This is a genomic window from Anaplasma centrale str. Israel, assembly GCF_000024505.1.
GTDB lineage: Bacteria > Pseudomonadota > Alphaproteobacteria > Rickettsiales > Anaplasmataceae > Anaplasma > Anaplasma centrale.
Genome location: NC_013532.1, coordinates 103,712 through 119,000 on the forward strand (window position 1 = coordinate 103,712; position 15,289 = coordinate 119,000).

General features: G+C 47.3%; 15 protein-coding genes, 2 tRNA genes and 1 other RNA gene. 12 read left to right on the top strand and 6 right to left on the bottom strand.

Annotation, left to right across the window (positions count from 1 at the left end; translation table 11 throughout):
* The first annotated feature begins 37 nt into the window (after window positions 1-37).
* Window positions 38-109: transfer RNA gene (locus ACIS_RS00485), tRNA-Gln, on the top strand.
* 33 nt (window positions 110-142) lie between these two features.
* The gene (locus tag ACIS_RS05455) at window positions 143-754 is read left to right on the top strand and encodes a hypothetical protein (RefSeq protein ID WP_012880302.1); all 612 of its coding nucleotides are present in this window, start codon (window positions 143-145) and stop codon (window positions 752-754) included.
* A gap of 9 nt (window positions 755-763) precedes the next feature.
* On the opposite strand, the gene ACIS_RS00495 is transcribed toward ACIS_RS05455, so the two are convergent.
* Window positions 764-1,921: an FAD-dependent monooxygenase gene (locus tag ACIS_RS00495; protein WP_012880303.1), complete on the bottom strand. Its 1,158-nt coding sequence runs from the start codon at window positions 1,919-1,921 to the stop codon at window positions 764-766.
* Window positions 1,922-1,940: 19 nt separating this feature from the next.
* Window positions 1,941-2,018: transfer RNA gene (locus ACIS_RS00500), tRNA-Arg, on the bottom strand.
* A 131-nt stretch (window positions 2,019-2,149) separates the two neighbouring features.
* Here ACIS_RS00500 and metK point away from each other — a divergent pair.
* Together metK and ACIS_RS00510 are read left to right on the top strand one after the other, a co-directional pair.
* On the top strand, window positions 2,150-3,343 hold the full coding sequence (gene metK, locus ACIS_RS00505) for a methionine adenosyltransferase (protein WP_012880304.1): 1,194 nt from the start codon (window positions 2,150-2,152) through the stop codon (window positions 3,341-3,343).
* On the top strand, window positions 3,325-4,476 hold the full coding sequence (locus ACIS_RS00510; protein WP_012880305.1) for an FtsW/RodA/SpoVE family cell cycle protein: 1,152 nt from the start codon (window positions 3,325-3,327) through the stop codon (window positions 4,474-4,476). Before metK ends, ACIS_RS00510 begins: the two co-directional genes overlap by 19 nt.
* Before the next feature lie 14 nt (window positions 4,477-4,490).
* Here ACIS_RS00510 and elbB read toward each other — a convergent pair whose 3' ends face one another.
* Together elbB and ACIS_RS00520 are read right to left on the bottom strand one after the other, a co-directional pair.
* A complete protein-coding gene (elbB, locus tag ACIS_RS00515) occupies window positions 4,491-5,150 on the bottom strand; it encodes an isoprenoid biosynthesis glyoxalase ElbB (RefSeq protein ID WP_012880306.1) in 660 nt (219 codons plus the stop codon).
* Window positions 5,151-5,166: 16 nt separating this feature from the next.
* Window positions 5,167-6,111 (bottom strand): hypothetical protein, encoded by a 945-nt coding sequence (locus ACIS_RS00520; protein WP_041651344.1) that lies wholly within the window; start codon window positions 6,109-6,111, stop codon window positions 5,167-5,169.
* A gap of 399 nt (window positions 6,112-6,510) precedes the next feature.
* Between ACIS_RS00520 and ACIS_RS00525 the strand changes: the two genes are divergently transcribed.
* The 7 genes from ACIS_RS00525 to tsaE all read left to right on the top strand — a co-directional run bounded on the left by ACIS_RS00525 (window position 6,511) and on the right by tsaE (window position 11,819).
* The gene (locus tag ACIS_RS00525; protein ID WP_012880308.1) at window positions 6,511-7,515 is read left to right on the top strand and encodes a type I glyceraldehyde-3-phosphate dehydrogenase; all 1,005 of its coding nucleotides are present in this window, start codon (window positions 6,511-6,513) and stop codon (window positions 7,513-7,515) included.
* Between the two features lie 76 nt (window positions 7,516-7,591).
* Window positions 7,592-7,690: signal recognition particle sRNA small type (gene ffs, locus ACIS_RS05200), an RNA gene on the top strand.
* Between the two features lie 11 nt (window positions 7,691-7,701).
* Window positions 7,702-9,123 carry a DNA polymerase III subunit gamma/tau gene (gene dnaX / locus ACIS_RS00530; RefSeq protein WP_081440551.1) on the top strand — a complete coding sequence of 474 codons (1,422 nt, stop codon included), beginning with the start codon at window positions 7,702-7,704 and terminating at the stop codon, window positions 9,121-9,123.
* A 5-nt stretch (window positions 9,124-9,128) separates the two neighbouring features.
* On the top strand, window positions 9,129-9,437 hold the full coding sequence (locus ACIS_RS00535; RefSeq protein ID WP_012880310.1) for a YbaB/EbfC family nucleoid-associated protein: 309 nt from the start codon (window positions 9,129-9,131) through the stop codon (window positions 9,435-9,437).
* Window position 9,438: 1 nt separating this feature from the next.
* Complete coding sequence (locus ACIS_RS00540; RefSeq protein ID WP_012880311.1) at window positions 9,439-10,449, top strand: aspartate-semialdehyde dehydrogenase; 1,011 nt, start codon at window positions 9,439-9,441, stop codon at window positions 10,447-10,449.
* Between the two features lie 191 nt (window positions 10,450-10,640).
* Window positions 10,641-11,342 carry a Bax inhibitor-1/YccA family protein gene (locus ACIS_RS00545; protein WP_012880312.1) on the top strand — a complete coding sequence of 234 codons (702 nt, stop codon included), beginning with the start codon at window positions 10,641-10,643 and terminating at the stop codon, window positions 11,340-11,342.
* Between the two features lie 96 nt (window positions 11,343-11,438).
* Complete coding sequence (gene tsaE, locus ACIS_RS00550; RefSeq protein WP_274376777.1) at window positions 11,439-11,819, top strand: tRNA (adenosine(37)-N6)-threonylcarbamoyltransferase complex ATPase subunit type 1 TsaE; 381 nt, start codon at window positions 11,439-11,441, stop codon at window positions 11,817-11,819.
* Window positions 11,820-12,222: 403 nt separating this feature from the next.
* Here tsaE and infC read toward each other — a convergent pair whose 3' ends face one another.
* Both infC and thrS read right to left on the bottom strand, forming a co-directional pair.
* Window positions 12,223-12,756 (bottom strand): translation initiation factor IF-3, encoded by a 534-nt coding sequence (gene infC / locus ACIS_RS00555; protein WP_012880314.1) that lies wholly within the window; start codon window positions 12,754-12,756, stop codon window positions 12,223-12,225.
* A gap of 29 nt (window positions 12,757-12,785) precedes the next feature.
* The gene (thrS, locus tag ACIS_RS00560; RefSeq protein WP_012880315.1) at window positions 12,786-14,696 is read right to left on the bottom strand and encodes a threonine--tRNA ligase; all 1,911 of its coding nucleotides are present in this window, start codon (window positions 14,694-14,696) and stop codon (window positions 12,786-12,788) included.
* A 65-nt stretch (window positions 14,697-14,761) separates the two neighbouring features.
* Here thrS and ACIS_RS00565 point away from each other — a divergent pair, with 65 nt between their 5' ends.
* The gene (locus ACIS_RS00565) at window positions 14,762-15,286 is read left to right on the top strand and encodes a CinA family protein (RefSeq protein ID WP_012880316.1); all 525 of its coding nucleotides are present in this window, start codon (window positions 14,762-14,764) and stop codon (window positions 15,284-15,286) included.
* Window positions 15,287-15,289: the final 3 nt, after the last annotated feature.

Sequence of the window (15,289 nt, forward strand, 5' to 3'; positions counted from 1 at the left end):
ATTACCATGATGCTGCGGTACTGGATCATTTTCATTTTGGGATGTAGCCAAGCGGTAAGGCAGCGGTTTTTGGTACCGTCATTCGGAGGTTCGATCCCTCCCATCCCAGCTCTTTATTCCTGAATTTTCCAATGGGTGGTGTGTGTCTATTCTAAGATTCATGATGCTCTCCTATCTGATATGTAATTTCGATAGGATTGTCGTTAGGTTTTTCTTTCTTGTTATTTACGCATACATCTCCTCAGTTTCCTTTGTAGTACTACATGACGGATGGTCTGGATTTTTTTTATTCAAGGCTCCAGTAAACCTGTACGTTCGGGTATATTCAATATTCAAGTGGTACTACTACAACAGGGAGATGCTGTCCTTCGGAAGGGGGTTGAAGATATTCCTAGTTATGGGTGGGACTTTTGCGCTGCAGTATTCCGTATGGAATCTGGAATGGAAGAGGGTTCCGGTTTTAGTGCTACGTTTCTGCAGGCGTTGCTGCGCTTATAGCATCAAACCAGGTAGAGTGGTATTAAAGAAAGTTAGGATGAGAACCAACGCGAATGGGGTTGATAGTGTAAGGAGTAAGATGGTAAACGCGGTTGACGAGATACTTCAAGATATTTGGGGGACGGTTTCGACATCAGAAAAAGACAAGATGTCCCGTGACGACCTTGCCTCACTTAAGAAGGCCTTTCTCATCAAAGTGAGTTACCAAATTGACGAATTTATACAGAGTGCACTGGAACTTAGAGATAGAAAATAGCGGATGTAATCAACATATTGCACTCATACCCATGGCGTGAGTTATTAGCTTCTTCTTTATGTGGGGAGACATTTCCACAACAGACATAGCAAATCTCCTAGCCACCTTTGGTATTATGGAATTACTGGAGAAGATGGAGTTGATCACTGTAGTGATCACAGACATTGAATGATTGTCAAGTAACCTGCGTTTTTCTATTTCTTCCAAAATGAATTGCTGGCCTATATCGGACCCTAATGAGTGATATGCACTGAGTATCTCCACCACGGCCTCCACATCCCGTATACCTATGTTCAACCCCTGCCCAGCAACTGGGTGGATGGAGTGGAGTGCATCACCAACCAGGAGGGAACGCTTTGCGTATTGCCTGTCAGCCAGCACCATTGAAATTTGGTGGCAAGACCTACGCCCACTAACCTCTACATGCCCCCCACACTTCTTTTGTAGCTCGGTTTCAAACTCATCATCTGAAAGCTGTAATAGCATTTGGGCTATCTCGGTTTTTTCAGTCCATATAATCGATGAGTGATATCCTCCATACATCGGTAGAATCGCAAACGGCCCCCCTTGAAAAAAATGCTCAATTGCTATATTGCGATGGTGTCGTTCGTGATACACGTTACAGGTGATACAGCTTTGCTTATAGTCGTACCTCATGGTTTTTATATGTGATTTTTCGAGGAACTTTGACCCCTTTCCTTCAGCGCAGATTACCAATCTACTTGAGATTTTCTCTCCATTTACCAGCAAAGTTTCGATGAACCCATCCTTAGCCTCTATTGCGCCATAAGAGGTGGAAGTTATGTGAGTAAACCCATTTACCTTGCTCTGTAGCATGGAAGATAATTCTTTTCCGCTAATGACGTATCCCATAGGGTCGCTTCCCACTAGCTTGTGGTCGTAGCGGACTGTAGAGCTACTATCATCATCGAAGATTAGTATATCCTCTATTGGGCAGTAAATTCCGCTACAGTTCCACACTCCAAGGCGGTCAAAAACATCTTTGGACCTTTTGGAGATTGCGAAGACCCTATGGTCTAGGTTGCTGAGTACGCGATCCCTCTGCTCAACGACGGCTGCCTTCATTCCGCGCTCTGTGAGCCCAATTCCCGCTAGGATCCCGTTTACCCCACCTCCGAGAATAACTACATCGTAGTAGCGAACCATGGAGCGACCTACAAAAACCTGGTGTGCCCGAAGGGACTCGAACCCCTGACCCGCAGCTTAGAAGGCTGCTGCTCTTGTCCAACTGAGCTACGGACACCCGAGCGAGAAGGCTTACATATTTAGTTTTCCAAGTCAATACATTGCTGGGAAACTCATTTCAACGCTGTGATTTGTATCTAGTATAATTTTTATGTATCATCATGGGAGCTTCTTCTTCGTTTAATCAGTGTGTTTCGTATAAATAACTCGGGTGGGGATTACTTTCTCACGAGTGAGTCGGTGTCTCATGGCCATCCGGATAAAATAGCCGATCGGATTTCAGATGAAGTATTAGACCATTTTTTGGCGAAGAATCCGTACGCCCATGTTGCAGTAGAGACGTTAGTTACCCGAGATAACGTAGTTGTTGCAGGGGAGGTCTGCGGTGCAGATGTAGATCCGAGAGCGATTGAAGATATAGTGCGAAAGGCGGTTAGAGAGATAGGGTACAGCCTTCCTGGGTTTCACTGGAACACGATAAATGTTCTGATACTAATGCATGAACAATCTCCAGATATCATCCTTGGTGTAAATACGGGAAGGAGGAAAAAAGGTGCAGGTGACCAGGGAGTAATGTACGGCTATGCGGTAAATGAGACGTGTTCTCTCATACCTGCACCAATATTCTACTCACACCTTGTGTTAAAAAATATTGCCTCGGCCATAGATGAGGGGAGGATATCCGGCTTGGGACCAGATGCCAAAACTGAAATCACGCTACTATACTCAAACCGCAAGCCGGTGAAGGTTTTGAGGGCGGTGCTGTCCATCCAGCACGAGGAGGGAATGACCCAACGGGATGTTAGGGACCTGGTATATCCGCATTTTGTTGCTGCGATTCCGGAGGGTTGGATGTGTAAGGATGAAGATTTTCTTGTAAACCCGACCGGTAGATTCGTAGTTGGGGGGCCTGTAGGTGATTCTGGTATGACTGGGAGAAAAATCATGGTTGATACCTACGGCGGGCACATACCGCACGGTGGAGGTGCTTTTTCAGGTAAGGATCCTAGCAAAGTCGATAGATCTGCAGCATATATGGCGAGATACATAGCCAAAAATGTAGTCCAAGCCGGACTCGCTACTGAGTGCCTGGTTCAGATGTCTTACGCGATAGGGGTTCCAACACCGCTGACTTTTGGTGTAGACACCATGGGAACCGGCTTGGTCCATGATGAGTGCATGGAGAAGTATCTGGAGGCGAATGTAGATCTTTCCATAAGCGGTATATGTGACCATTTATCGTTGTTTGAGCAGACTTATGCTCCCACGGCATGCTACGGGCACTTTGGTCGAAATCCTGGGGAAAGTTTCTCCTGGGAAAGGCTTGACCTATCTCTTGATATGGCTAGAGCTTTTGGTCTAAGATGCAAGGAATGCGTTTAGGGGCAAATGCCATAGACCTATTTCGCTTGCTGAGCGTGTTTTTCAACCGGTGGTACAGATCGGTGGATAAGCCCCTGCTACTCTCATTTTTTACTATATCGATTATCAGTCTTACGCTTATCTCCTCTGCTGGGCCGGTAATTGAAAGTAGGGTAATGCTGCCAAAGGACTATTTTCTACTTCGGCACCTTACTTATCTCTGTATAGCGCTTGGTATTGTAGTGGTATACTCCATGATGAATGAGAGGCTCATAATTGGTACGTCCTTCCTATTACTTTTTACATGTATTGTTCTCTTGGTATATATAGCGTTCTGGGGAGTTGGGGTAAAGGGCTCAAAGAGGTGGTTTTTTTTCCTTGGTCTATCCGTTCAACCGTCTGAGTTTGCGAAAACGGTTTTCTCCATAGTCAATGCCTGGGTTCTGTGTAGGGTACGGGGAAAGTTGAGATATGTTGTTTCCACGGCCATTTACATTGTTCTAGTTTCGCTACTCCTATTGCAACCAGATCTTAGTATGTTCATTATGTTTTCTCTGATTTGGGGTAGCCAACTGTTTGTATACGGCATATCATACATATCAATACTCGCAATCATGGCGTTTTTTCTAGTCGGGTTGCTGTTGTGCCTGTTTCTGTTTCCATACACCAAGGAGCGGGTTATGACCTTTTTTGATCCGGCAAACCATGACCACTTTCAAATATGGAATTCTATAAGATCATTCAAAACCGGAAAAATACTTGGGATAGGCCCTGGGGAAGGGGTGGTCAAACTACTACTTCCAGATTGCCACACTGACTTCATATTCTCTGTTGCTGCTGAGGAGTTTGGCGCCATGCTGTGCATGCTCATCCTGTTTATCCTCGGATACATCGCCACCAGAGCATGGTTTTTTGCGTATAGCGAGAGCGACCTGTTCAAACTATTGTCAGCATCCGGTCTCTTTTTTCAATTCTCGTCCCAGTTTATGATAAACGTTGGAGTTGCGCTAAACTTACTACCCACCACTGGCGTCGCGCTACCATTTCTTAGTTACGGCGGGTCTTCGCTAGTTTCCACCAGCATAATGCTTGGTATGCTGATGGCGTTTTACAGAATGAGGTCTTTGGAACGAAGGATAAAACTCGACGCCTAGGTTAGGGCTGCGCCCTACCTGCTGTTGCAAAACTTTACCATGCCCTCAACCATTTTTTGGATGCCTAAATGCACCCTATGAAGCCTGTCATCGCGCATGTACGCCGAGCAGGAGAAAACCGCGTTTTCTTCATCTACGACGAAGCCATCAGTAGGGCATACAACATGCTCCCCTCCACACCTGGATATTATCCCATCTGTATCGTCCCCAAGTGTGACCTTCACCTTTACTAACTCACTCAACGCTGCAGCTATAATTGCCGGAGCTATACACACGCCACCTATGGCTTTTCTTACCCTATGAAACTCACGAATTAGGGAGTTTACGTCATCCTCGACGACCACACTACCGCTTTGGGACACCAAGTTAGAGAAGTTCTTTGCGACACCAAACCCTCCAGGAACTATGAGCATATCAAACTCATGCACCCTTAAACTCTTTATGTTGACGATATCCCCCCGGGCAATCCGTGCGGACTCTACTAGGATGTTCCGTGCTGTTTGGCTCTCCGAGGATTTTGACACATGGTTTACTACGTCACACTGCTGAATGTCTGGCGCGCAACACTGGAACCTAACTCCTAGCCTATCCAGCTCCAGCAACACGAGCACAGACTCGCGTATCTCGGAGCCATCCATGTGACCACATCCAGACAGCAGCACTGCGCAATTCATAGTTCTACCCCGCCTCCTACCTTGATAAGCGACACTCTTGATAGCCGAAGCAAGATCTGATTTCATGGGTAGAAAGCATCGCCAGACGCTCTGTTCCCTCTCCGCTCTCCACCATCCGCTTCAACTGCGTACACTTCTTATGGTTGGCAGTGAGCATCATAACAACGCTTGTCAGAACCATCAATATTCCAACAGTGCGCAGAGCCCACCCTATGGGGAATGTTCCACCGGAAGGCAAAGGAGCGGCTGCGACCTTCCCGACAGACTCCATCGCTAACACAATCTTCCCCCCAAAGAGCAAGAAGTTCCCGCACAGGTATAATACTGTCAACCTAGCCTGATGAGAAACGTTTTTTGAACACGTTGGCTTATCCCTGTGCATAATCCAGAAGGAAACCGCAAACATCATAGCTGATGCGAAGAACAGGGCATTGACCACCATATCGGTAATATGGGTCATACCCATACTTCCGACCTTAACGTGGCTAGACAAGGAAAGCCCGGAATATAGGAGGACCCCTAAGCCGACTAAGTGTATGGTGGTAAAGAGTATCGAGGCCGCGAGCTCTACCTTGTTTGCATGCGCCTCCATGAAGTCTGACGCCTTATCTAGCGGCTTCCTATCAACCCTTTCCAAAAATATTTTGCTCTGCAAGCCCATACGTCTGGACTCGAGCTCAATCCTCTGTTGTATCTTGCGTTTTTCTCTTTCAATCTTGAATACTAAGATAAGACCGCATATAACACCCAAAGAGGCAGTGAGCCCTGTCAGGAACTCCGTGGCTGTCCAGAAATTTGCCGCGGATGCACCCAGCCCGGAAAGGAAGCCTGCCTGGGACAGCGCAAGCAAAATGAACATGGTGGTTGTTATCAGGAGTGTGAATATCGAGCAGCACTGACGGACATAATTGAGCTTTTCTACTTTCAGCATCTTTCTGGGGATGCTAAGGGATAGCGTCATGTTGCGCACCTCAACAACGTACACGTAAATTCTAGCATAAATTATAAGATTTTTACATATTTGCGAGTAGGTATAGTACAAGAAAGGTAATACGAAGGCCTACTTGATAACCAAACTAAAATTTTAATTCTTTATCCGCAAGGTTGAGGACGCTGTTGTGTACACACATCATTGAGTGTGCGGGCCATCAACATCACAAAAGACACTTGTGCGACTGGGGCGGTGTATATTCAATCAAGCGCGCCGTTACCGGATTTTTGTACATTGGGGCCACGACATTGGTGTGGGTGTGGTTCAGGAGCGGAATTACTGAGCCTATTGTAAAGCTCCGGCACGAATAAATTGCGGAAACATCGCAACTATGGCAGCATTTGTACATGTTCAGTTTTGTGAATTTTCATGCTTAGGATTGGTATAAACGGCCTTGGTAGGATAGGAAGGTGCCTGTTTAGGATGCTATTTGAAAATAATATCCCGGATATGGAATTGGTAGCTGTGAACGGGTCTTCCAGCTTGGAATTGCACAAACATCTACTAAAAAATGATTCTGTGCATGGAAAGTTTGGGAGTGATATTGATATAAAGGATGGAGGCTTTTTTGAGGTTAGTGGCAAGACTGTTAAGTTTTTTAAGGAGAAGCAACCCCAGGATATTCCATGGGAAGACGTAGGGGTGAATGTGGTGCTGGAGTGTACGGGAAAATTTAACAATAAGGAATCCTCTGAGTTACACCTTGGGGGCACGGTGAGGAAGGTGGTGGTATCTGCTCCCGTTACCAATGCAGATATTCAGGTGATTTTTGGCGTGAACGAGGGGGATATAGATGGAAGTCACGACGTAATATCGGTTGGGTCATGTACCACAAACTGCGCAGCACATGTCGTTAAGGCTATGGATGAGGCTTTTGGGATAGAGGGTGGATTCGTCACCACAGTGCATGCGTACACGAACGATCAGAACCACGTGGATGGTAGCCACAAGGATCTTAGGAGGGCTCGTGCGTGCGGTCTTTCCATGATTCCCACAACCACAGGTGCTTCCATAGCCTTAGAGGCGTTATTTCCAAGGTTGTCCGGAAAGCTTTCTGCCTCTTCCATCAGGGTACCTACTCCGAATGTTTCAGTAGTAGACTTTGCTTTTGTTTCCTCTTTCAAGACGACTGTAGAATTGATCAATGGCGCTTTACTAAAGGCCGCCACCGCGCGCCCAGATGTACTCATGGCATCGAACGAGCCATTGGTCTCATCTGATTTCAATCACACGACTTATAGCGCGGTTTTCGACCTTATGGAGACTTATGCTAACAATGGAAATGTATCCAGAGTACTTGCTTGGTATGACAACGAATGGGCCTTTGCGGCGAGGATGATCGATGTTTCCAGGGAGTTGTCGCGGTTTTTGTAATCCACGCTTCCGGGTTCCAGAGTATCGTTGTGACCCCGCAGAACACAGTTGAGTTTTTTATGAATTGTGATAGGATATCCGGGGCGGTGCGAGCAGATTGCGCGTGAAGTCGGTCAGGTTAGAAATAAAGCAGCCGTAGCGTTGTCTTTCTGGGTTGCGCTTCCCACCGTTGTTCCGAGTGTAGCCGTGAATTTAGCTCTCAAGTACAGACCGCGCAACTTTGATGACCTTGTTGGTCAAGACGTTCTGGTGCGGATCTTAAGGAATGCATTCACTATCGGTTCTTTGAGTTCTCCCATTCTAATGGTGGGGGCGAGCGGAGTTGGTAAGACAACATGTGCGAGGATAGTCTCGCTTTGCCTTAACTGCGTCAATGGTCCCACCCCGGACCCCTGCGGTTTGTGCCATGAGTGTGTCTCCATACAAAACTTCACCAACCCAGACGTTATCGAAATAGATGCGGCAAGCAATACGGGCGTAGATGATATCAGGGTTCTGTTAGAAAACTCTAGTTATCTTCCCGCCTCGTCTAGATATAAAGTTTATATCATCGATGAAGTGCACATGCTCTCGATAAGCGCCTTTAACGCTTTATTAAAGACCTTAGAAGACCCGGCGGAGCACGTTAGGTTTGTTATGGCCACGACGGAAGTCAGAAAAGTTCCCGTTACTGTGGCCTCGAGATGTCACAGGTTGGATCTTTCCAAGCTGACCTCTGATCAGCTTTTTACTCATTTGGTTGAGGTTGCTAAGAAGGAGGGCATAGAACACGATGACGAGGGGCTACGCCTTATAGCGGAGAATGCTTCCGGATCGGCGAGGAATGCCCTATTCCTATTAGAGCAGTCTGCCATCTATACGAGGAACAAAATTCGCGTTACCGACGTCAGGGTGTTGCTTGGATGTGTGGATAAGAGCCTTGCTGAAGATTTAGTCAAGTGCATCCTACTTGCTGATGCTTCCTCAGCACTTAAGGTTTTTAGGCAATTGTGCTCTCAAAGCCTACCGATTGCGGTTCTGGAGGGAATGCAGCTGATAGTATACGAGCTTTGTGTTGCCTCGGTGAGCGATGGGCACAAATTTGACTTGGGGCGTGATTTGCTATCCACTATTAAGTCCAGCTCCACCTCGTTTCTCTCCAGGGTATGGCAGACCATGGCCCATGGGTTGCAGGAGGTTAAAAGCGCTGATGACACACAGCGTGCCGGGGAGATGATGGTAATAAGGTTGTGCTACCTGAGTGATCTTCCATCCCCGCAGAGGATTGCCGCGCTTTTTCTCTCTAAGGGTGTGGGAAGAGCCCCAATAGACGCTATCAAAGAAAAAGTTGAGGGCGCTACTGCGTCATACGGTTGCGGAATGCCGGGATTGGAGCCCTGTGAAATCGTAGGCGCCAGCGGGGAAAGCGCTAGCTCCGGCCAAGATGCAGGTGGTGCATTCAAGCAACAAATAGATAGCAATGAGCACCGCGCCGAGCTCGCGAAAAAAAATGGTGTCAATACTCACAACAGGGTGTACAATCCAGAGGAGGATGAGGCTGTGATGGGCGTGATGAGGGATTTTGAGGGCGCGTCGGTCGTCGGCTGCTGTGATTTGATTTCTGAGTAGTTCATATGCCCTTTGATGACCAGAAGTTTTCCGATCTCCAGAATGCCATAAAGAAGAAGCTTGGCGAGCTTCGCGTGTGCCAGGAACCCAAATCTTTCGATGGACAATCGTTGGGTGGCAGGGTGCGCGTTAAGATAGTGCTGTCGGACTTTTTGGAGTACAAAGTTCAAGAGGTTAAGATTGACCCATCGGTTCTGGAAGGCCAGGCTTTTGTGGTGGAAGACCTAATTAAGGCCGCATTCGATGATGCGTTTAAGAAGTCTGTAGAACACAACAAGGGTCTCATTGGTTCGCTAATGTCTTTCCGTTTCTAGAATGAGTCGTATAGCTGTAGTTGGAGCTACTGGAAACGTGGGGAGGATGGTGCTAAAGGTGCTCAGCGAACGCGGTTTTCCCGTTGATGAAGTGGTGGCGCTTTCCTCGGTTGAGTCTACAGGTAAACGCCTAAGCTATGGCGAAAACACTGAAATCAAGTGCAGCAATCTGGATGAGTACGATTTCCGCAAATCTGAGCTAGCCATTTTCGCTACCAGTGATGCTGTATCAGAGAGGTATGTTGGCAAGGCAGCACAGTGTGGTTGTGTAGCTGTTGATAGCTCGTCTCACTACCGTATGGATGATGATATTCCATTAGTTATCCCAGAGGTTAATAGGGCCGCCATAGCCTCGTATGCTAGTAGAAACATTGTTGCCAGCCCAAACTGCTCAACCACGCAGATGTTAGTGGTGCTCAACTCGTTGCATGGGGTGGCGGGAATAAAGCGGGTGGTGGTGGCAACGTACCAGTCCGTTTCTGGTGCTGGGAGAGGCGCGATGTCTGAGTTGTATGATCAGACTAAGGCTATGTTTGTCAATAGGAAGGTTGAACCAAACGAGTTTCCAAGGCAGATAGCCTTCAATTGCATTCCGCACGTGGGCGAATTTTTAGAAGATTGCTCCACAACCGAAGAGCGGAAAATGTGTGCTGAGACGAGAAAGATCATGGGGAATGACATAAAAGTTTCCGCGACATGCGTCAGGGTTCCCGTATTCGTGTGTCACTCACAGGCTCTGAATATCGAGTTTCATAGCGCAATTTCTGTGGATGCAGCATACGAAGCGTTAAGCGAGGCACCGGGCGTCCTCGTGCTTGGTAACGAGAGCAGCATGCAATACGTAACCCCGATAGACTGCGTTGATGATGATGCGGTATATGTATCCAGAATCCGTAGGGATGCAACGGTGCCCTATGGGTTGAGTATGTGGGTGGTGTCTGACAACCTTAGAAAGGGTGCAGCGTTGAACTTGGTGCAAATAGCCCAAATTTTGGTTGAAGAGTACCTCTAGAAGGGCGTAGATTGAGATATTCCCATCCTTGTCGGGGTAGTTGCCCCACTGCTGCGAACTTGTGCTTTATTGATAAAATATAAACGGGGGCGGAAGCTCTTATTCTGGCTGCCATTTTGCTCATTTTAGTTGATATCGCGCCGTTTGTGTGTTAGCATGTATGGTTTTTGAAGAGGATGCGGTTGTAATTTATGAATGATTACAGTGCCCAGTTCCAAAGCGCTTACTACTGCGCAGGGCTCAGGAGCTACTTGGTTAAGGTATATAACTACATGGCTGCAGCCCTGGGGCTCACCGGTGTTGTTGCTTTGATGACTTCCTTTTCTCATGGGTTGATGAGCGTGCTTTATGGAACCCCACTACATTGGGTGGTGTCCCTTGCCCCTATTGTTATGGTGTTCTTCCTCTCTTCCAAGGTGCATAGCATGAGCATGCAGGCGGTGTTTGCGGTGTTTTTCGGGTTTGCCGCCATGATGGGGCTGTCCCTCTCGTACATGTTTATGGTGTATACCGCGCACAGTATAGCTCGGGTTTTCTTCATATCCTCTGCCATGTTCGGCGTGATGGCGTTCTACGGTAATACCACTAAGAGGGACCTATCTAAATTTGGTACTTTCCTCATCATGGGGGTTGTCGGGATATTGATAGCCTCGGTCGTGAATATATTCATGGCAAGCGGCCCGTTGTACTTTGCTATATCCTTGGTTGCTGTGGTGGTGTTTACGGCGATGACTGCCTTCGATGCCCAGCGCATCAAAGACATGTACTACCGGTTCAATGACGGTTCTGAGGTTACTTCCAGTAAGATGGCTGTCATGGGTGCAACCAGCCTGTACTTTAACTATATAAACATTTTCCTTAGCCTCTTGCACCTAATGGGGGATCGCAAGTAGCAGGTGTCCCACCGCGTCGCGGTGCAGGGGAGAAGGGGAGGCAGTGAAAAAGCCGTCTCCTACCACAGGGGACTTTGTCTTCATTCCTTGCGTGGGGTGGCGGGCACCCTTTCTAAGTCCTTGGCGGGGGATATGGTGGTTGCTATCAGTGGGGACTTAGGCGTTGGGAAAACTGAGTTTTGCAAGGCGATTATTCTTGAGTTGTCGGGTGCCAGCTTTCTTGGCAGCCCTACGTTTGGTATAATCCACGAATATGAGTGCCCTGGGTTCCTTTTGTATCACGTAGACTTATACAGGCTCTCTTCCGTTAAGGAAGTGCAGGAGGCCGGTGTTTTTGACGTTTTAGCCGGCAATTTGGTGCTTGTCGAGTGGCCCGAGATTCTTGGTAATTGCGTGAAGTTTGATTTGGAGCTCAATATCACCTATTCCAGTGCGGGTAGCGATATGCGTGATATTGCGATACGGGGAGACTCCTGAGGTGTTATCTCGCCACTGACGTGGGCCAAGGCTTTCCTTTCTAATCAGCGCACAGTTACGTACATAGCGCCGTGGCTTGTGGTGTGTCTGCCGCAGTTAATGCCGGGATGGGGTGCCGTGCGGCGTACCTTGGATGATGAATTATCGACGCATTTACCCAGAGTGTTATCCTGATGATATGGACTGTAAACCGGTATCACCAAAGTCGGTAGGTACAAACCAATTCAGCAAGTAATGGCACAGTGTATCTTTTTACGGCGGTAGTGTGCAGGTATCAGTCCCCACATACGTGCCAGCATCATGAGTGCTACCTAAACGGAAACCTGGCCCCTGACTTATGTGGGGCGTAAAACTCTAGAAACCACCAAGCGAATGCGCCTGGTAGCAGGGGGGACGATATTAGCTACTGCAATGAAGAAGAGGAAGAACCACTCCCCTTACTACCAAAGACCATACTCATCACATTTCCATCCATTCTAGGAGAAGACTCTGGTCTAGCAACTCCTTCAGTATCATTCACTAAACGATCTAGAATACCTAACCCCACTTCCTTATACTGAAGCTCACGTCCCACAAACCTTATAGATACCTTAACCTTATTCCCCTTCTCTATGAATCCTTTGAGGTTGTTGAGCTTAATGTTATAGTCGTTATCCTCAATGTTTAGCCTGAACTTCAGTTCTTTGAGTGAGGAGGACTTGTTTTTCCTGGGCCCAACAGACTTTTTCTTGTTGTACTTTTGCTTGCTGTAGTTGAATATCTTGCATACCGGGAGTTCTCCATCGCTCACTACCTCAACTAAATCCAGCTCCGCTTCCCTAGCCGTGGCAATAGCCTCGCCTATATCAACTATGCCAACCATAGAACCCTTCTCATCAACGAGCCTAACTCTCTTAGCGGTTATCAATTCGTTAATTCTTGGCCCTTTTCTCTCCACCTTTAACCCATGAACCCAAACCAAAGGAACTAGCGCATGCTAACACAAGTCAGCAGCGTTTTCAACGCTTTATCGGCCGCCATTCGACAAGTCTCACCCGACCCGTAACGCCTTACGGACACACAACCGTCTCCTGCCTCGCTCTTTCCCACCACCCATACTATTGGTACTTTGTTAAAAATGGCTTTACGTATTTTGTGGCTTATGTTTTCCTCCGTAGAGTTTAATTCCACACGTACATTTTTCTGTAATGCCATTTCCATCAACCCTCTGGCATACTCTTCTACCTCCCCACTTACGGTGAGTATTTCTAGCTGTACCGGGGCGAGCCACACAGGAATATTGCCTGCGTAATGCTCAATTAGAATGCCGATAAACCTCTCAATGGTCCCCAAAATAGCCCGGTGTATAATCACTGGAATGTGCTTTTTCCCGTCCTCGCCTATATAATATGCACCTAGTCTGTCGGGTAGTACGAAATCCAGCTGCACAGTGCCGCACTGCCACTCCCTACCTATTGAATCTTTGAGGGTAAACTCTAACTTAGGGCCGTAGAAGGCCCCCTCTCCCTTATTGATTGTATATTGCACTCCCAATGCATTCATGGGCTCCATTAGAGATTGCTCAGATCTATCCCATATCTCATCAGACCCTATTCTGTTTTCTGGACGATCTGAGAGTTTTACTGTGACGCTATCGAAACCAAAATCCTTGTATACCTCCATGAGTAGCTCATAAAATCGCAGCACTTCGTCTCTGACCTGCTCATGCGTGCAGAATATGTGTGCGTCATCTTGTGTAAACCCACGAACTCTCATAAGCCCGTAAAGCGAACCCGAGGGCTCGTTTCTGTGGCACATACCAAATTCCGCCATGCGGATAGGTAGCTCCTTGTAACTTCTTATCTTTGATTTGAATATCTGTACGTGGCATGGGCAGTTCATCGGTTTTATAGCGAGTTCTTTCTTGTCGTTCTCCACTACGAACATGTTTTCTTTAAACTTCTCCCAATGGCCTGACTTTTCCCACAGCTTTCTGTCGAGCATTATCGGAGTTTTTACCTCAAGATACCCGTGCTTCTCGAGTTTGCACCTTATGTATTCTTCGATGGTGCGGTATATCACCCACCCTTTGTCGTGCCAGAACACCTGACCGAGCGCTTCATTTTGTATGTGAAACCATCCCAAATCTTTAGCTATTTTTCTATGATCTCTCTTTTCTGCTTCTTGCATGTTGTGAATGTAGGACGCAAGCGCTTCGCTGCTGTGCCATGCGGTGCCATAAACTCGCTGCAACATCTTGTTTTTTTGGTCTCCAAGCCAATACGCCCCGGAAATTTTGGTGAGCTTAAATGCTTTGACGTACCTAGCAGATGGGGCATGTGGCCCCCTACAAAGATCCACGAACTCTCCATGTTTGTAGACAGTTATCTCCTCGCCTAAGGGAACTTTGGATAGGATTTCTAATTTGTAGTGCTCGCCCAAATCTTCGAAGAATTTTATCGCGCGTTCCCTGGGCCAAACTTCCCTAACAAACCTTTCGTCTTTGGCAATAATGTCTGCCATCTTTCTCTCTATGGCCTCAAAGTCTTTCTCAGACAGGCTATGGGAGAGGTCAAAGTCATAATAGAATCCATTCTCGATGGTGGGGCCTATTGCCAGCTTAGTATCAGGGAAGATCTCTCTTACTGCCCTAGCCATAATGTGGGCCGCGTCATGCCTGATTATATCCATTCCAGTATTGCTTTCTATTGTTACCGGGTCAACAGAGCCATCTTTGCTTATTGGGGTTGCTAGATCTTGTAAATTTCCATCAACAAATAGCGCAACTATAGACCCTGCTATTTCAGGGAACATGGCCGATGCCACCTCGGAACCCGTGACATGCTTGTGAAACGCCGCCGCTGTCTTGTTGGGAAAAGAGGTGGTAATGTTTATCATAGGCGGTGATTTCCATAGGGAGCCGCACTATAATAATTCCATTTTAGGTCTGTAGCGAGCTTTATATGCTGATTCCAGAGGCCCTAATTGCAGAGGCGGCCGTGTGTATACAACGCTTGCAACGGCAGAGCTTAAAGGTCTCTTTTGCCGAATCCTGTACGGGGGGGTTGCTGGCATTCGTTTTTTCGTGTGTACCCGGGGTTTCTAGCGTTCTTTTTTCTTCCGTCGTAACCTATGCAACGCGCTCGAAACACTCTCTGCTTGGGGTTCCACAGCAAGAAATAGATAAATACGGCGTTGTAAGCGAGGAAATTGCCGGTATGATGGCTGAAAATGTACTAAAAACACTAGAGGATGTTGATATAGCAGTCTCGATAACTGGTATAGCCGGTGCTACCGCCCATTTTACAAACCAAGCCCCTGCTGCTACAGAGCCAGAAACCGGAGTTGTTCATATAGGGCTCGCTAAACGAGGCTCAAAGGTGCAAACATTTCGGTATGACTGGAACCACCTCTCACGGTTTGAAGTCCAAAAAGCGGTAGTACAAAAAGCTATAGGCCTCCTAACACTGGCAGCGTCCAGCAGCTGAGTG

Excerpts from the sequence above, each read along its gene's own strand:
- ACIS_RS00495 (WP_012880303.1), bottom strand. The coding sequence starts at position 1,921 with ATGGTTCGCTACTACGATGTAGTTATTCTCGGAGGTGGGGTAAACGGG.
- ACIS_RS00510 (WP_012880305.1), top strand. The coding sequence starts at position 3,325 with ATGCAAGGAATGCGTTTAGGGGCAAATGCCATAGACCTATTTCGCTTG.
- elbB (WP_012880306.1), bottom strand. The coding sequence starts at position 5,150 with ATGAATTGCGCAGTGCTGCTGTCTGGATGTGGTCACATGGATGGCTCC.
- ACIS_RS00520 (WP_041651344.1), bottom strand. The coding sequence starts at position 6,111 with ATGACGCTATCCCTTAGCATCCCCAGAAAGATGCTGAAAGTAGAAAAG.
- ACIS_RS00525 (WP_012880308.1), top strand. The coding sequence starts at position 6,511 with ATGCTTAGGATTGGTATAAACGGCCTTGGTAGGATAGGAAGGTGCCTG.
- ACIS_RS00535 (WP_012880310.1), top strand. The coding sequence starts at position 9,129 with ATGCCCTTTGATGACCAGAAGTTTTCCGATCTCCAGAATGCCATAAAG.
- ACIS_RS00540 (WP_012880311.1), top strand. The coding sequence starts at position 9,439 with ATGAGTCGTATAGCTGTAGTTGGAGCTACTGGAAACGTGGGGAGGATG.
- ACIS_RS00545 (WP_012880312.1), top strand. The coding sequence starts at position 10,641 with ATGAATGATTACAGTGCCCAGTTCCAAAGCGCTTACTACTGCGCAGGG.
- thrS (WP_012880315.1), bottom strand. The coding sequence starts at position 14,696 with ATGATAAACATTACCACCTCTTTTCCCAACAAGACAGCGGCGGCGTTT.
- ACIS_RS00565 (WP_012880316.1), top strand. The coding sequence starts at position 14,762 with ATGCTGATTCCAGAGGCCCTAATTGCAGAGGCGGCCGTGTGTATACAA.